This window comes from Paraburkholderia sp. J67, assembly GCF_905220265.1.
GTDB lineage: Bacteria > Pseudomonadota > Gammaproteobacteria > Burkholderiales > Burkholderiaceae > Paraburkholderia.
The window spans coordinates 755,922-772,998 of record NZ_CAJMZK010000001.1 but is presented as its reverse complement, the minus strand read 5'-3'; the positions used below and the strand labels follow the sequence as shown (position 1 = coordinate 772,998).

Sequence of the window (17,077 nt, the reverse complement as noted above, 5' to 3'; positions counted from 1 at the left end):
TATATGGCAAAAAATTCTAACGTAAAGCACGCTTTGTATCCTGATGACTTGCTTAAGGCTCCTCCGGAGAAGAAGCTGGATTTTTTCATGAAGTCCATCGTCGAACATGACGAGTTCGTGGACGCACGGAAGCAGATGGAGGCACGGATCGAAGATGCGTTGCCGGGAACGCTCATATTGCTCGTCGGGCCCGCCGGCATCGGAAAATCAGCATTGGGGGGGCACATCACAACAAAGATCAACACAGATTTTTTTTTAGCTAATCCTGACGACAAGCATACGATCCCCGCCGCGATGATTGAAGCCTGGGCGCCTGAAACAGATCGTTTCGACTGGCACGATCTGTACGAGATGCTTCTTACTGCGCTGCAGGCCCCTTTGATCGATGCGAGCCTTCCGGAGGTGAGGCGCAAGCTTGCGGGTATAGAGGTATGGCAGCCGTTGATCACCAGTTACAGCCGGCCATCTTTGCGAACAATTCGTCAAAGGCTAAGGCGCGCGGTGCAAATGCGATCACCAGACCTGATCTTCATAGATGAAGCGTCAAATATTCTCATTTCTCCGCATCCGCAACGAGTGAAACGTCAAGGTAATACGCTACGTTCAATTGTCAACAAGTCAAACGCGCGATTAGCGATTAGTGGGGCATATGATCTGTATGCGTTGGCAACCAAAAGCGGTCAACTTTCCCGGCGAGCTGAAGTGCTGCATTTCAAGCCATATCTGAGGTCCGAAAAACATAAATTTGCAAAAGCGCTGTTTTCCCTTCAACAGGCCATGCCGGTAGAAGGGAGGTGCGATTTGTCAAAATACGCTGATCAGCTGTTTGATCAGTCGCTTGGGTCTGTCGGGCACCTGAAGCGTATCTTGGCGAAGGCGCTTTCAAATATGTACAGGAATAACAGGACTGAAATGGACCTCGAACTGCTCTCATATGGTTTCTATAAGGCCGCCCAGTTGCAAACACTACGATGTGAGATGTTCGATGGCTACTGGACGGTAGAGGGACGCTTGCACCCCGACGACGGCCGTAAATTGGCGGAACTTCCGTCAGTGATGTTCGATATTGCGACGGATCGACTGTCGGAGGGGCCGTCAGAAGAACCGACAGCTACTGCGCAACGTCGTGGGCGGAAGGATCATGTTGGCAAGCCGCTTCCCGATAGGAAGCCGTTGGAGAAAAAGCGTGACTGAATCAGCGTATCCTGGTGGTCTGCCACCCCGAATATCGTTTCCGGTAATGCCACGGGGGCTGACGACATGGCAAAAGCAACGTCTTAGCAATTTCATTCTTGATATTGCCGAATCGGCGTGCGTCCCTCCCCAGGCGGTTCTGAATCGCCTTATAGCTTGGCCCACCTGTGTATCCGACCGACCATTCGGCTCGTGCATGCGTCTTGAGCAAGTCAATGGCAGGGGAACTCTGGCGGCGCGGTGGGCGACGGCAGTGGAGCCGCTGGTCGGTATGCAAAGCCTTGCAGAGACCACGATGGTGCCTTTCGCACACGTTCTTGGCGGTAGCGGCGGGTTCATGGCAAGCAGACGTCGATGGTGCTGGCAATGTCTCCGTTGCGACGTGCTCGGAGGTGGGAAATCGTATGAACGCCTTCTGTGGTCGATCGCTGACGTCAGGGTTTGTCCGTTGCATGAGATTGAGCTATTCGAACGCTGCCCGGAGTGTGGCGATAGTCGGGTAAGCGAATTGAGCAGTCGATGTCTTTCGGCTCATTGCGCGCGTTGCAGATTGTGGTTCGGCGAGGTGCCGTCAAAATCGCGGGGGAGCGGTCGTGAGCAGAGCCAAGATGCGTTCAACCTATGGGTGGCCAAAGACTATGCCAATCTTCTTGCGCTCGGTATCGAGGAGGCCGCGCAGCTATCGCGGGATAATGTCAGGAAGATGCTAAAAGCGGGGGTAGCAGCGTTTTGCAAAGGAAGCTACCCTGCGTTCGCAGAACTCGTGGGAATTAGTTCTAAGACCGTTGGCAGTTGGTACTTCGGGATCAATCCTGTCTCAACCAAAATGCTAGTCAGGCTCTCATGGATATTCCGCATTCCTATGCGATCTTGGCTTGAGGGCGATGTGAATTGCTGGGCGCGTATGGGGGGCGAATCGATGACCGTCGGAGAGTCGGAGCAACACGTTGCAAAGCCGGTCTTCCGGCACAACTGGAAGGCGATTCGAGCTCGACTTGAGGCGTCACTCACGAGTGACAAGCCATATCCTAGCTGGGCGGCTGCAGCACGCGACATGGGTTTTGACGGATCATATCTTCGTACGCGATTTCCGGATCTGTGTGTGGCGATTCGGGACGCCGGTCGTCAGCGACGACGGCAGCAGGCGCTTGAAAATGAGCAGCGTCGTCTTGAGCGCGAATCTGCCATCGCGACCGAATGCGTTGGCGAACTGATCAGCAAGAGAACCTATCCGTCCAAGAATCTGGTCGAGGCGATGATCGCGGAAAGAGGGGTCAACGTGACATATCGAACTTTTGATCTCATTCGGCTGGCGAAGGCATATTACGCGAAGGAATTGCAGGAGCTCCGTCATCAAGGAATCTGGAAGCGAACCGATCCATTGGTCAAGTAATGTCATTCCGTCAAGAATTGCTCTTGAGATTTTTCCGGAGGAAGTTAGATGTGGAAGGAGTTGCTACCGCTGCGAGCTGCATTCAAACTGGAGCCGAGGTGCCTGCATGGACGACAGCGCCAAAAGCTTACCGACTACGCGATACACGCCGCCATGGTCTGCCAGGTGCCATTTGCATCACTGGTCAGGGAGATGATTGATTGGCCGCCTCGCGCCGCTAGGGGGATTGGTTCAAGGGGCGACGCGTTCGGGACGGCGCAAAACGCTGCCCTCGCGAACGCTTCGGGGATGACCGCAGCATACTGGACGGGTGCGCTCAACGGGCTTTCTGGAAGGGATGACCTAAAATCTTTAACATGGCAGCCGTTTGCCTCAGTCCTTAACGATCCCGACGCCCTTATTGATCCGAGCAGGCGATGGTGTCCAGCATGCCTTCAACTCGACCTTGATTCTGGTGTCGTTCCCTATGAACGCCTTTTATGGACAATCCGCGTTGTCCGGTGTTGTCCTGAACATGGGCAGACGTTGATAGACACGTGTTCACATTGCGGGTATAGGCATCGAAGTGAGATGTCCAGAAGGGCGGTGTCCGGCATGTGCTGGAGGTGCAACGAATGGCTGGGTGACGTAGCAGTACAGCCGTCATCGCGCGAGGATGGAAGGGCGACCAATCGCGAGATATGGGTGGCGGAGCAGATCTCGGCGTTGCTGGAACTGGACGGGCAGCAGACATCGAAAGTTTCCGCCACGAGTGTCCCAATAATGCTCGATTGTGGCGTGAGTACATTCTGCGATGGTAACGCGGCCCGATTTGCAAAGCTGGTTCAGCGATCAGCCAGTAGCTTGTCGGAGTGGCGAGCAGGGAAGGTCATTCCTTCATTGCCCACACTGATCGAACTGGCGTGGGCGTGTGATGTGAGTCTCAGGGCGTGGTTTCTGGGCGACCTCGTAGCATGGCAAAGTGCCGTTCCACGTCATCTCGGGAGGGACGAGTGGTCGAAGAAGCGGATGGTGCGCGCGTCAATCGTGCAACGGGATTGGGTGTCAATCCAGGCACGTATTCGTCAGCATGTAGCCGTTGATCATGGGCGCGTCGTCAGTTGGCGGACGGTGGCTCGAGAGGCTGGGGTTGACCAGTGCGAGTTGCGACGTCGGTTTCCCGATGAGGCAGAGGTGATCTCAAAGCGATTTGTGGCATACAGATCGAATCTCGCGCAGCAGCGTCGTACGGCGGGCCGTGAGCATCTATTGAACATGTTCCAAGCTGCACGCAGCGAACTGATTGCGAGCGGAGAGCGGGTTACGCGGCGCAGTATCCAAAAAAAGCTGACTTGTGCGGGGATACAGCTTCGCAGATCTGACTATTCATGGATTCAGGAACAGCTTCGCCAGCGGCAAGGAATCACCGACTACCAGCGCTCGGGCCTAAGATAGATGCAGCGCCGGGTTCACCGGAAAAGACATCTGAACTGTTCCGTCGACACCGCTGCTGTGTCGCAAACCATTGACTTGCTGAAGATAGGATCGGCGTTCAGCGGGCGGTTCACCGGGGACGCCTCCAATTCTTCGTCAACAGCGCGAAGTTGCACCATGCCTTCCACTGCGAACGACCGCCGCTCACCACACTCTTTAAGGCCCGATTGCGTTTCATCTGTACTGAGCCTGCAGAGGGCGTCTTAGAATCATTTGCTGGTAATGACTTTTAGCTGCGCTCCGGAGATATTCTTGAGATAGATGTAGCTTGCTCCGAGTACGGTAAGCATCTCATTGGTAATGCGGGCCTCTGAGATAGCTGGCTGGACGATAAAAAAGCCAATACGTACCTCGACGTCCCGACACTTGTTGCGCAGGAAATCCAACTGCTTGGGCCGCCCCTTGAGCAGACGGTCAAATCCGCTTTCAATCGAGGTGGAGACGGGTAAACATCTCTCACGGTTTTACCATCGCGCGATGAGGCACCGCCCCAAGCGTGGACCGCGTTCTGCTGAGGACTTTCGACGCTGGCAATGCCGGGGCTCATATAGCCGATTTCGGGTGTTGCCGGTGGTTCCATCGGTGAGCACTATCGGTGCAAGGTTTTGCGCCTGAATGCGGCGTCCACCTGACGTGCGCGTCGCTTGTCATCGCCGCGCAGATATATTGAAGTCGTCGCGATGGACGCGTGGCGCAGGTTGTCGCGTACCGCTACGAGTTCGACCCCGGCGTGGAGCGCATGCGTGGCATGCGTATGACGCAGCCAATGTGGGCTCGCCTGCCGCAGTCTTCCAGCGAGCTGCGGATTGTGCGGCTCGACAAGCTGCGCTGCTTTCCCGAAAAGCTCCCCCATCACCTGTCGCAGCCGCGCCGCCCCGATGCCCACTTCCCGCGATGTTTCCTGTGCGCGTCGCTGGCCCGTCATCTCGCAGCGGTTGAGTGAGGCGACTAGCGGCGTCGACGGATCCCAGTGTGCGCGGGTGACCGGAAGTTGCCGCTCCTTCAGGTGCTGGCGCAGGGCGCTTCTTGCGAGTGGCGGTAGCGCCACTCGCCCGGCTTTCGCCCCCTTGCCGGTCACCTCCAGCCACCACGCGCCACCCTGGTCCCGCTCCACGTCGCCGAGCGTCGCGGTGACTAACTCGTTCGCACGCAGCCCCGTTGCATAGCCAAAATCCAGCACGAAGCGCGCGCGTTGCGCGGCGGGTGCGCTCCAGCCGTGATGCTCGAGCTTGCTGGCAAAGGCCCTGGAGGTTTTCCACTCGCGGTCATCAAGTGCCCGGGCCGTATCGAATGGTGTACGCGGACGGGCGCCGCGGACCGTGACGCCTGCAAACGGATTGAGCACGACATATTGCTGGTCGACGAGCCAGGCAAAGAGCGCGCGCAATACTGTCAGTGCGTAGGCGGCGGAGCGTAGTGTGAGGCCGCGCGCGAAGGGGCGCCACGACGGCGAGGAACGTGGGCAGGGTGGTCCGATCCAGCGTGCTGCGGGCACCGGCCGTCGCAGGAAGGCACGATACGCAGTCGCGTGTTCGGTGGTCAGCGAAGAGAGCGGCAGTCGCCGCTCGACCACGGCCCACAGCAGAAGGCGTTCGGCCTCGCGCCGGTAGGCGCGTGCCGTGTGCTCAGATTCGTGCAACCCGAGCCAGGCGGCGATGGCTTCGGCATCCGTGGTGGCCGCGAGACCGCACGTTTCACGCGGTGCCCGAAAGCGTCCCTGGGAGCCGTCAAGGTCGGCGGGTAATGCGGCCAGAGACCAGGCGGGGAGCAACTGGCTTGGGGGCTGGCTGTGTTGCACCACCCGTGCGGCGCGTCCTGCAAGCTCCGGGTGTGCATCGAGCCACGTTGCGACCGCCTGCGCTCCGTTTTCCCCGAGTCCCGGCACCGGCTGCCACCAGCGACGCCGGCGCAGTCTGAAGAGCATCAGTTCACCGAGTGTCCCGATCCCCGCAGCCGAGAGGGCGCGTGCCGTGCGTGGCGTGAGCCAACGGTCCACGGGGTCTGGTGGCTGCGGTGGCGGAACCGCAGCGGCGCGCAGGGCGTCGATGGCGGCTACGACCTGGGCGGCGTATTGCGTGCGGGTTGCGGCAGGAACGGCGAAGAGCGCAATCAGGTCGTCGCGCTGTCGTGCGCGGGCGCAGGCGGTGAGCTGCCGGCGGAGGCGGGCGATGACGCCGCGCGAGGACTGACCGTCGTCGCGGACGTGGTCGAGGTAATGCGTCACAGCCTCGCGTGCGGTGAGGCCCTCATGCCAGGCGCGCAGCGCGGCGAGCGACGCAAGGTCAGGCAGTGCGGCGGGCAGCGGGGTTTCCAGGGCAGCGGGCGATCCGGCGGACGGTCCGTTCCCTGGTCGGACGGCCGGGCGGGCCGAGACAGGGGCGGTTTTCATGCATCCAGTTTAGGTCGCGCAGAGCGCATTTGCGATAAGAAGAGTTATCGCAAACGCCGTGTTTGTGCATGCGGTGCGAATGGTCGTCGGGGCCACGTGCACCGGTTCCAAGCCCTTCGCGCTTCATGACCTTCGCTGCACTCGCTCCCTCCATGCGGGTTGACGTGACGTGCCGCCACTGCAGTGTCACGGCGACGCTGATGGTTGTCTGCAGGCGGACGTATGACGTGCGGCTAGGACGGCTTTCTCCTTTGCCGTCGCATGCCTGTGTTGCATGTAGTTCCCCAGCCTCTTCCGCCCGCAACCGTGCAGCACGCCTGCCTGCATCTCGAGCGACGGCGACATGGACACGAAAAGCCGACGGGTGCGATCCCGCCACAAACTGATTCGATGCATCACCCTGTACGGGCGGATGGGGGGCAAAATGAGGTCAAGAAGATACGTTATGCTCTTTAGAGCCGAGGCTGCGGCAGGAGGGCGTTCAAGTATTTTTGTCCGTTATGATCTCGAGCAAGCGCTGCTTTCGTTCCTGGAGGGGCGGGTGCGTATCGAAAATGCTGACCGCTGTTCCCGGGTCGGTGAGTAATCCTAGGGCGGAAACCATAGCCTTGGGCGACGTCATGCTGGCCCCGTCTGCGTCAGCGGCGAACTCCCGCGCGCGGCTGTAGCTACAGAAAATGCGATTCAAGGCGTGTTCGAGTGCAACGAAGAACAGGATGCATATGCCTGCCCGGCAAACAAACGGCGCTATCCCTTGCGCAAGCGACCATAGAAAGCGGAAAGCCTGCGTTGGTCCTGCTAGCAGGGCGATCGCGATGACGGCCACCAAGACAATGCAACCGACTGGGACTGCGGCTTGTTTGAGCCCTCGTCGCGATAGCTCCGCGATTATCCATGGATAGAACTTCAGCGCGTGGTTGAACGCAAGGACGTATGCCTTATTCCTGGTGTCGCCATTCCTGAGGTGTGCGACCTCGTGTGCCGCGATCGCCAGAAGCTCTTCTTTCGACGCTTGGACTACCAGCTGTGTGGAGAAACCGATGAGAGCGGTGCGGCCGAATACGGAGGAAATGGCAAAAGCATTGAGATCATGCGAAGAGTACTGCCCAACCTTCACTTCATAGTCGAGATCGGTCAACAGCGGTGAGATGAAATCCTGTAGTTCCTTTGCTTCCCGAAAGGCATGATTGCGGCCTTCCGTATCGTTGATATTCAATATGTACTGCGCGGTGGATGCCAAGGGAAAAAACAGGAACACGGATGCGACGGCAGCGAAAGACCCTGCGTTGCCGTTAGGCAGGTCGAACTTCTGTTTCAATATCAGAAGCACTATGCAAAGCGCAAAAACGGCGAACATCAAAACAAGCATGTTCCTGGCGAATTTCGGGTAAATATCGACTCGTTTCATTCTTCGAATTCTTGTGAGCGTACCTAAAGGTTAACGGCCGGAACGTCTGAAACTTCATACACAAACGCGTGTGCCAGACCGCTGTTGCCCTGAGGCAACCGGCAGGCCGTTGGTCTTGTCGCGGCTGGGAAATGGAGCGCGGCCGTGTGTCCGTTGATGAGGCGAAAACTACGTGACTCGCCCGGCTGGCTCTCCCGGCCTAAGGGAGGCAGATAAGAAAACGCGCATGAGAGCGCTCATACAACGCGCGCGTAAGTACTGCCGTCAATAACTCGCTGTACCTGATCGGCATGGCGAGCGCCGATGCGCTCGGCGATCAAGCTTGCTGGATATGCTTTTGCGAGTTCGCGTATCGCTCGCACCTGTTCAATGGACAGACGGCTGTCCTGCGAGCAAATCTGTGCCATGGCCCAATCGGCGTCTTTCCATTTTTCCGCGACCCACGGTGCTGGCATACCTTTTCGAGGGTGCTCGCGCAACCAGTTTTCAACAAGCCGATCGCGTCCGTCTGGCTCCGGTACGGCGCGCCGGTTCAACATGCCGTGCTCGCGCAGGTATTTGAGCCCGGATTTCCCGCCGGGGATCATGTTCAGGCGTCGCTGATCTTTCCAGTGGCCCTCTACCAGCCACTCCTCGGACGCGTAGAGTTGTTCTATATCGTCTGTCACAGCCATCACTTTGTGATGGATATAGGTGACCCGCTCCGCGTTAAGTTCCTCGCGTAGCTTCCTGTGAAAAAGCAGGCGGCTGCCGCTTCTCATCGCGCGACGATGCTCCGCCCAGCGAGCCTGCCAGCTGCGCTTTGTAACGCCTACGTAGAAGAATCCGTCATCTGGGTAAGAAGGACCACTACCGAAAATGTGCTGGTATAGCACATAGGCCTTGGAAGGTAGGGACGCAGGCGTGATCAGCAGTCTCGCAGGCGCGGAGAAAACCTGACTAGGCTTGAGGACCCCGGGGATATGTGCGGACCGGTCGCGGCGTATTGCAGCGGCCACGAGTGCCTCGTCTTCCACGACATCCAGACGGATCTCTGGCGCGAGCGCCAACTCTTCATCCGCAAGCACGTGTCCGGACACAAAATCCGTTGGTGCCACCGTGCGGTGTCCCGACCGAATACGCCGCTGTGGCGCGATAAACATCGGTCTGTTGGGGAGGGCGATGATATGGGCTGCCGGGATGTAATCTCCGGGCAGAACCCGGGTCACACCGCCTTCTCGGGTTGCGATGTCTAGCCAGAACCTGCCGTAGTCTGTGCTACACCAACGTTGCAGGAGAGTCTGCACCTCGGAGAGTCTCGAATGCATTTGTCTCGGCGTGAGATGTTCCCACCATGCACGGCTAAGCATGACTCGATATGCTCCTGTCAGGTTATCGTTCTACCGCACCGGCTTGGTAGCAGGTGTGCGGTGTCGTGATGCTGGCACCCACGTTATATTCATTTGATCATGGCTATGTTCGTCCCGGCGTCACTGCACAGTTAGGTGAGATTGATCGCTGCCACCTTGCCGGCGAACAATGTATCTAGTACCTCCAAAGACTTGTCGTTCATCGTCTGGGTAAACAACACTGCCAGACGTCGCTTCGGTCGAGAAACACTGACGTAGAAAAGATTCCTCGCGCGGTTGAAGCCTTTCAGATGCGCGGCTGTCGGTTTCGCATCGGCAACCATGTATTCGAGCATACGTGGCCAGTTGTAGTGGTTCCAGCCGCCGCCAAAGACGACGAGGACATTCTCAAATTCCGCGCCCTTGACACTATGCTGAGTTGCGAAAGGAGTGAATCCATCGACGAAGCGCACGAGGCTCACGATCTCGTGATACTTCACATCACGCAAGCGTCGATGGCGATTCACAGCGGGCTTCTCCGGCTCTTCAGAAGACGGGTCAAATGCAGCCATGTCGTCTTCGCGACGGGTCACGTTGTCAGGCAAACGAGGCCGATGCGTCTTTTTGAGCAGATCCAGCACCTCGCCGACAGTGCCGGTTTCGCGCAGCGCATCTAGAGCTTTCATATCGTCTGCCCACGCCTGTTTTTCTGACGCCTTCTGGAGGGTTCCCGCGACTCCAAGCAGGTCGAACATCTGCCCATACTTTTTCGCTTTGTATGCCGAACAGGTAGGTTCCACAACTCTGCCAAGAAATTCCAGCGTTGCATCATCGAGCTTGGAAATAGCGTCTTGATGGGACTTGAAGATTTCAACGATCGAGGGATAGCCTTGCTCGGCTGCGAGGGCGGCGTGCGTCAGCATCAGAACTTTTGTGATTCCGGGGGCAAAGTCCCAACCCTCATTCTTAAGCTGTTCGCGCAGCGCGGCCACATAGGCGCGCGTGACATCGGGTGGTGTGTCCAGTTTCGAGTGTGCGGTGTCGGTTCGCTCTCCGGTGAAGCTATTGGCATGGAACGCGCGTGCCTCACCCTGCGCTGTCTCATCATCAACGACCTGGGCCAAAGCCGGCCGAAGACGGTTGAGTACGTCCACTACCGCAGGTACTGAGCGGAAGTTCGAACCCTTATCGATTCCTTCTACGTTGGGTAGAGCAGTGAGGTCGAAATCGTCCCGGTAAATGGTCTGCCAGTGATCGCCGAAGAGACCGATCAGCGGTCCCTTTTTAGGCTCCAGAAAGTGTGCCGCCAACGCGCCCATGAACTTGTCATTCGTGTCCTGGTATTCGTCAATAAACACTACCGGGTGAGACCCGGTGAATATCTTCTGGAACTTCGGCATCGCGAGAAAGCGGGCCATCAACTCTGGGACATCGTCATGGTGCAGGGTGATCCGGTCATCGTGAATGCCGAAGTATCCGAGATCGTACTCTATACGGCGTTCGCCAACGCCACCTGCTTCGGCGATCTTGTCCACATGCCTTTCCAGCTTGCCCACTTCCGTTCTCAGAACGGATTGATACTGGCTCATGCATCCCCAGCAGAACGCATGAATGGTTTCAACCAGCACGGCTGGGTGCTCGTCAATTTCTTGCGAAATTTCGCGCTTCGCAACGTTCGTGTACGTGATGCACGCGATTTTCTGGCTGCGACGCAAATAGTCTGATCCCCGTTCAGAGATGAGCCGCTTGAGGGCCTGCACAAGGGAGTAGGTCTTTCCGGCTCCAGCGCCGGCTTCGAGACGGAAGCACTGGTGATGCTCAATGCAATGATTGACGCGCTCCTGCGCTTTTTGCGCGGCTTCGACGGCAGGGCTTAGTGTTTCAGGCGCCATGAGCCATGCCTCCATTCGCGGGCTGAACTGCAGCTGCCAGTGGTGCTGATTCGGCCAGCCAGAGAAGGCCCTCGTTGATGTACGCAGGCACCTTCCACACGTCTTCGGAAAGACCGTACTTCAACGCGGTCTCGACCTTTCCCAGGCCTGCCGCAATGTCGAACGAAAGGTCGCCCCAATGATCGCCGTCCTTCAACGAGAAGAGCGAGGGATTGGCGAGGATAAATGCATCCTCAAATGTGCGCGAGCAGAATTCCGATCCGGCTTCGTGAATCTGGTAGGCGACTCGCCTATAACCCTGTACCTTTTCTTGCGGAGTCTTTGCTTTCAGGACATCGAGCGTGAGTGCCTCACCCTCTTTGATCTTGAACCAATCGCGAAGAGTCGTGTTCAATGAACGCTCGCCCTGCGAATAGGCGCATTTCACATAGCGCTTCTTGTCGCCCATCTTCACGGCATCAAGATCAGTGATCACCAGTGTACGTAGCTCCAGAAAATCAAGTAGTGGTGAGAAAATCTTCGCATTCGCGCCGTCGACCTCTACGGTCGATACGTATTGCTGAGATATCTTCTTGGAGTCGTCTAGCGTGGCGTCAACGAGCTGGAAGATGCGGGGCATCAATAGACGCTCGGTTGGCCCTTCAATCAGAATGGCCTTATCGGCGAAGAACAGGTCGCATTTCGTCAACGTCATGTATCGATGAAGAAAGCTTCGATCGGGTTCCTGAATCTTGTCGGCGCCCTTCCGGAAGTCCTTGATGACAGTATGTCGTGTTGCCCCATTTGCGGACGGCTTGGCGAGGAAGTAGCGGACTGCGTCAAACGAGGCTGCGTTTGCGATGTGCGATGAGTGTGTCGTGACGACAAACTGGACAGGCCACTCTTGACCGGGATAATCCGCCGAAAAAGCCTGGACTATCGCATTGAGTTGCTTGATGAAGACCTCCTGCATTTGCGGATGCAAATGAGCCTCAGGTTCCTCAATGAAGATCAGGTGCACCGCCGGTAAGGTCGGGTTAGTGCGAAAAGATTTATGAAAACTTAGAAGCTGAAGGAGGATATAGATCAGATTACGAGCGCCAAGTCCGTTATATCCCTCCGGGAGATGGACCCCATGTACCCCTGTGTAGAAAACCTTGGTGTGCTCACTGAGGAGACTGGCGACATTCAGAGCCGTTTCCGTCCGCAAGTCAGGATCATTGAGGCCTGGATATCCGAAGCTCTTGATCTTGGGCAGTAATGCGGTGAGTTTTTCGTTGAAGCCATGGTGGATGCTTTGCTCGATGTTCGAGACAGCCACCTTAAGCTCGGCGGCGATCGCCTGGTCTGCTGCTGTCGCTGTGGCGCTTTCCGCCGTAGTGAACAATGCCTCTAAGAGCTTACCCAGCACGTTGGGCTCACCCCGCTTGTGTTGATCGAGAGATCTTTGTGCGCCGACGAGTCCGCACTGGAACAGTTTGCCGAGCTGCTTCAGTTCAATGATGCGCTCGTTGGACGAATCGTTCGGATCAATGGCCGTTACGTGATACTCGTAGGCCTTTGGAATAACCTCTTTGAGGTTCTTGAAGAGATGCGCAGCGTCGTCTACTCCTCCAGCGGGGAGAGGTGGATCAAGCAGCAAATTCAAGGCCGCCTGCGCCGGTCGATACTCAATACGGATCTTTGCGGTCTTGCACTCCGGATCGAGGTCGATCACAAATGGGGCGAGTGTCCCAAGTGCGTTGGATGGGTCGTAAGACACAAAGACGGTAGCCGCAATCACCGGCAACGCCGCGAGGACATCCTTCTCGTCCTTTGATTCGCGACACAGTTGTTTCGCGGCGAGAAAGGCATCCCTTGTCGCTGCCGAGAAGTCTTCAAGCCTCAGCTTCTTCGGTTCATCCCCGAGGACGTGTGCGAAGAACTCGGTGATAGATGTCTTGCCACTGTTATTGCGGCCGACGATCAGAGTCGTCGTACGTTCGAGTGACATTTCCGCGCTTTGTAAAAGCCGGAAATTTTCAATCGCGATTTTTTCTATCCGCATTCCCCGTCCTCAGACTTGATTGAGATCATTTTCGTATTTGTGGAGTCGTATCTTACGACTATCGTGTAGGAGATTTTATCGCAGGAGGGCGTTCTAAGTTCGCGAACTGAATGACTTTTTCAGTCTGAAGCCTAAAGCAGTGCGCCGATTTCCCATGAATGCCAGCGGACGACTGGCGATGATATGCGGGAAGCATAAATGCGAATCACTATCGAGGTGGGAAACTGGCATATTGCTCCACATTACTGAACTCCAAAGATCCGGAGAGGATGAACTTAAGGGAATCCCATCTGCGTCACGACTACGCTCTTCGTTGGGGCCGTCGTAGAATCTTTCGAATCACAGTCGTAGCGCTGAGCAACAGAACCTCAACCCATTGATGCTTGATGCATCGTGCACGCGAGAAGATTTTGGCGAGATGCGTCTTTCGCGTGCCGGCAAAACGGACCAAGCAGAAGAGCGAATGATCCCGCTGGTCGAACGAGGATCAAGAACTCGACCGCTGTGCATCGAAATGGGGCGAGCTGGAAGCTTGGCAGACGTCAGGAGGTGCCGAACGCCATCCCGTGGCGCCAGGATTGCACGATCAACGCAGCGGAGCCACGACTATTGCGTTCGGCTGAACGATGATGCCTCGGGCTTATCATGAGCGCCCGGCACAGTGCACGCATGAAAGTAGTTACCGATGGAGCCTGATCGATAGCGACATGAAGGGCACATCAGCTTTAATACCTCAGCTTTCAGGCTGCAGATCACACAGTCCTGCTCGTCGTTCTGTTTTGAGCTGATGGTCGCACTCAAAAGTCCATCGGCACTCTAGAATCGCTTCAACATGCCGACCGTGTAATCGCGCTTGTTGTAGCTCGCATTGCCCGCTAGTGTCGCGCCGCCCTTTTCGTCGGCTATCACAGCGTAGAGCAGAGTACTCTTCGATAGTGCATAGTCGTAACCGATCGAGGCAACTCGGATATCGCGTTTCTCGCCGTCATGGACATCACCGATACGTTTTTGATAGGAGGCACGAACACTACCGGTCACTCCGATGGGAACCGAGAAACCAATCATGAATGCATGTGCGCCCGCGCCGTTCGTTGTGCCGCTGATATTCAAGTCGGTTGAAAACAGATTGCGTTCGCGGTCGTAAGCGCCGTAGATTTTAACGATGCGAAAATCGTACGCGGCACCTGCTTGCAGATGCGTCTCCCCGTTTGCACCTGACGGATTATGGGCATGCTCATAGGTCACAGTCGCATAAAAAGGGCCGTTTGAATATTTGGCACCGCTTGCCAAGACAGAGACATTTGAGCTTTGCGGCGTAACGACCGAGCTATTTTGGTTGAATGAGTACATCGCGCCAGCTTGAAAGCCGTGAATCTCGGGAGTTTGATAAAGAATCGCATTGTCAGTCCTGAGACCTGTCGCAGAAGAAAATGTCGAACCCAAGCTGGCCAGACCCCACGCGGTACTGAACGGGTCGATGGGGCTCACCATGTCGAAGGCGCCCGTGCCCGAACCAAAGGTAGCAATACGCCCAGCTGCGATGGCGCCCAGATGGCTGGAAAGCTCGACGAAGGCCTGGCGACCGAAGAGCCGGCCACCTTGGGCTGCGGTTCCGTTTTGGACGCTCATACCACCTTCGAGTTGGAATATTGCGTTGATTCCATCTCCGAGATCTTCTACGCCACGGAATCCCCAGCGAGATCCGGAGCGACCATTTGACACGATTCGTGTGACGTCCTTCCCGGCCAAAGAACTTTCATATTGAACGCCTTCGTCTATCTGACCATAGATCGTCATGCTGTTCTGGCAGAACGCATTCATGCTAAGTGCAGATGACGAAAGAACTGCCGCGAGGCCGACGTTTTTCATTGCTGTCTCCAGTATTTGTGTTGTTCTTGTCATGCAGCTCGCCCGGTATGTTCACGCGGGCGAGGAAATATGGATAAATTTGTTGTTCTTTTAAACAAAATCCATTAATCAATGTATTTGTTGTATCAAATTGAGATTTTCGTTCCGTCAAACTTCGTTAGCGAAAATCCGGAGAAATTCTCCGCGTAAAGTGTGACGTGGTCCGCTATCACCGATAGCGCGAATTGTTCGCCGAGTTTCAATCCCTCCATGGTGTCGGATCGAAAATGCGATCCGTTAAAGTTAGCGGCAAATGCTCCCCCAGCCAGCTTGTTCAGCTCGTTGCCGAGCGTGAGTTGCTCGGCGCACGGCATCAAATGCGTACCGCTCTCGTCCGGCATGACGGGCCGCTGAATCACATAATCCTCGTTGAAGAACCACTTGAGAACGGTCACTCCCGCGCCGAGAAACGTCGCGCATGACTGCGTATAAGACGGTTGCTGGCCGCCACCGTCCGGCAGCACCTGCGACACGAGATAACTGCCTTGGCGTGCGTGAAGTTCGGCCAGCACTGGGGACTTAAACAAATCGTCGTGAAACGGATAGTGCGCGCGGCCCAGCATGTGGTTGTGAACCCGACCGCCTATCTGCTCGGGCTTGGGGCGGCGGTGAACGATCCACTTCTGGAATCCTGCCAGCGTGTCGACCGGGGTCCAAACGCGACCGAGCAGGCCACGAATGTCCTCGCGGCCGAAAGACGTGCCGGGAAGCTGGGTGCGCGATTTGCGATACGGATTGGCGGGGTCAAGCGCTTCGTGGCCCATGCCTAGAATAATTTCTGCAGCGTTGATCAGGGTCTGGAAGGTCGTGTAATTACGGAATGCTTCAAACCACGCACGCGCGGTTCTAGCGTAGCGCCGCTCGGATTCGAAAACTCGATGGCTGGTTGATTTGTTGCCGCTTTGAATGCTGAGCCAATTGTCGTATCCAGTCATGAAATCCAGATCGGCTTTCGGAGCGATAGTGAGTTGCTGGATCGGTGCGAGCGATCCGTTCGGAACGTCCATTAGCGAGAATTGAGACAGCCGTGGCCCCTGAAATTCACCAGGTAGCCCAGCACGTCCGAACGTAACCGGTGTGACATCGCCTTGCTCGCGCGGCCCGGCATAGCCTGGGGTCTTTGAGAGATCCGCGCACGCCATTGAAACCAGACGATTGGTTCCATAGTCGGTAAACGGCACATCGCGTGTCAGTGCCATCCAGTACGTCTCGATTAGTTCCGCGGCAAAGCGTTCGCTTTCGAACGTCGGTGCCGGCGGCAGGGCGAAGCCCCATGGGTCCTGTCCTTCGAGCAGGAATGAATATCCTTGGAGCGGGTTGCCGAATTTGATGCTTCCACCCAATGGCACGGTTTCGAACGCCTCGAACGTGCCTATCTCGATAGCTTTCAACAGCATCCGGTAGGCGGTCGGCTCAACTTCTCCGAGCGCATTGTGCGGTAGGCCACGGCTAAACGAAGCAAAGTAGTTTCTGTCTGCGTATTTAGCCTCGTCACCGTTGTCGGGATGGCTGAGGACGAACTCGCGAGCGTGCAGATCGGCACGTGCTATTCGCAATTGCCGCGCGCGTTCGCGTCTCGCCAACATTGCGGCGCCTGCAGTCGGCCCAGCGGCCGTCGGAATCGCGCTGACGGATGCCGCCATAAGCGACGCGGATGGTAGTGAACTCGCGAGCGCTGTTGCCGCTGCAGCCTTGAAAAGGCTGCGGCGCCGGGTCAACGGTTTCTGCGGTTTTGCGGAAGAAGCATGCTTTTCTTTCACGAAAGTCGTCCTTGTTTTCAGTGGTCAATAACTGACTGCAGTGCATTTTCCATTCGCGCCTCCTGGCTTGGTCGGCATCTCGTCGGCGGGCTGAGCATGCTCACCAGATACGTTCCCGCGAGACTCGTCCGCTGGAATTGATCAAGGCCAGAATGCTTGCGGCCACGATGTCGATCAGAGCATGGGTGGAAACGGCCCTGGAGATCGCGCACGGGATGAAAACAGCGATCACCAGGCTCGGTGAAACATGACGAGACGCGCACGTTCACTCGGTAGCTGGCTCGAGTTGCACAGCTACTTTCGAGC

General features: G+C 56.7%; 10 protein-coding genes and 1 pseudogene. 4 read left to right on the top strand and 7 right to left on the bottom strand.

The features are described from left to right. Positions 1–87 precede the first annotated feature (87 nt). The 4 genes and pseudogenes from U5782_RS03245 to U5782_RS41605 all read left to right on the top strand — a co-directional run bounded on the left by U5782_RS03245 (position 88) and on the right by U5782_RS41605 (position 4,021). Positions 88–1,194: an ATP-binding protein gene (locus U5782_RS03245; RefSeq protein WP_321887221.1), complete on the top strand. Its 1,107-nt coding sequence runs from the start codon at positions 88–90 to the stop codon at positions 1,192–1,194. Continuing rightward, positions 1,142–1,648 (top strand): annotated as a pseudogene (locus U5782_RS41610) (hypothetical protein); the annotation flags it as partial. The gene U5782_RS03245 and the pseudogene U5782_RS41610, both read left to right, overlap by 53 nt. A gap of 96 nt (positions 1,649–1,744) precedes the next feature. Further along, positions 1,745–2,587 (top strand): hypothetical protein, encoded by an 843-nt coding sequence (locus U5782_RS03240; protein ID WP_321887222.1) that lies wholly within the window; start codon positions 1,745–1,747, stop codon positions 2,585–2,587. 48 nt (positions 2,588–2,635) lie between these two features. Beyond that, positions 2,636–4,021, top strand: a complete 1,386-nt coding sequence (locus tag U5782_RS41605) for a TniQ family protein (protein WP_415914229.1) — start codon at positions 2,636–2,638, stop codon at positions 4,019–4,021. A gap of 628 nt (positions 4,022–4,649) precedes the next feature. On the opposite strand, the gene U5782_RS03235 is transcribed toward U5782_RS41605, so the two are convergent. The 7 genes from U5782_RS03235 to U5782_RS03205 form a co-directional block, all read right to left on the bottom strand. Continuing rightward, entirely contained in the window at positions 4,650–6,449 is a 1,800-nt protein-coding gene (locus U5782_RS03235) for a phage integrase family protein (RefSeq protein ID WP_321887223.1), read from the bottom strand. Positions 6,450–6,930: 481 nt separating this feature from the next. Next, a complete protein-coding gene (locus U5782_RS03230) occupies positions 6,931–7,857 on the bottom strand; it encodes a M48 family metalloprotease (protein ID WP_321887224.1) in 927 nt (308 codons plus the stop codon). Positions 7,858–8,093: 236 nt separating this feature from the next. Continuing rightward, positions 8,094–9,065 (bottom strand): hypothetical protein, encoded by a 972-nt coding sequence (locus U5782_RS03225; RefSeq protein ID WP_322042361.1) that lies wholly within the window; start codon positions 9,063–9,065, stop codon positions 8,094–8,096. A 272-nt stretch (positions 9,066–9,337) separates the two neighbouring features. Beyond that, entirely contained in the window at positions 9,338–11,077 is a 1,740-nt protein-coding gene (locus U5782_RS03220) for a UvrD-helicase domain-containing protein (RefSeq protein WP_321887226.1), read from the bottom strand. Further along, positions 11,067–13,103, bottom strand: a complete 2,037-nt coding sequence (locus tag U5782_RS03215) for an ATP-dependent endonuclease (protein WP_321887227.1) — start codon at positions 13,101–13,103, stop codon at positions 11,067–11,069. The genes U5782_RS03220 and U5782_RS03215 overlap by 11 nt, the downstream gene beginning before the upstream one ends. Before the next feature lie 816 nt (positions 13,104–13,919). After that, a complete protein-coding gene (locus tag U5782_RS03210) occupies positions 13,920–14,972 on the bottom strand; it encodes a porin (RefSeq protein WP_321887228.1) in 1,053 nt (350 codons plus the stop codon). A gap of 125 nt (positions 14,973–15,097) precedes the next feature. Further along, positions 15,098–16,771: a hypothetical protein gene (locus tag U5782_RS03205; RefSeq protein WP_321887229.1), complete on the bottom strand. Its 1,674-nt coding sequence runs from the start codon at positions 16,769–16,771 to the stop codon at positions 15,098–15,100. Positions 16,772–17,077 lie beyond the last annotated feature (306 nt).

Excerpts from the sequence above, each read along its gene's own strand:
- U5782_RS03230 (WP_321887224.1), bottom strand. The coding sequence starts at position 7,857 with ATGAAACGAGTCGATATTTACCCGAAATTCGCCAGGAACATGCTTGTT.
- U5782_RS41605 (WP_415914229.1), top strand. The coding sequence starts at position 2,636 with ATGTGGAAGGAGTTGCTACCGCTGCGAGCTGCATTCAAACTGGAGCCG.
- U5782_RS03210 (WP_321887228.1), bottom strand. The coding sequence starts at position 14,972 with ATGAAAAACGTCGGCCTCGCGGCAGTTCTTTCGTCATCTGCACTTAGC.
- U5782_RS03245 (WP_321887221.1), top strand. The coding sequence starts at position 88 with ATGAAGTCCATCGTCGAACATGACGAGTTCGTGGACGCACGGAAGCAG.
- U5782_RS03220 (WP_321887226.1), bottom strand. The coding sequence starts at position 11,077 with ATGGCGCCTGAAACACTAAGCCCTGCCGTCGAAGCCGCGCAAAAAGCG.
- U5782_RS03215 (WP_321887227.1), bottom strand. The coding sequence starts at position 13,103 with ATGCGGATAGAAAAAATCGCGATTGAAAATTTCCGGCTTTTACAAAGC.
- U5782_RS03235 (WP_321887223.1), bottom strand. The coding sequence starts at position 6,449 with ATGAAAACCGCCCCTGTCTCGGCCCGCCCGGCCGTCCGACCAGGGAAC.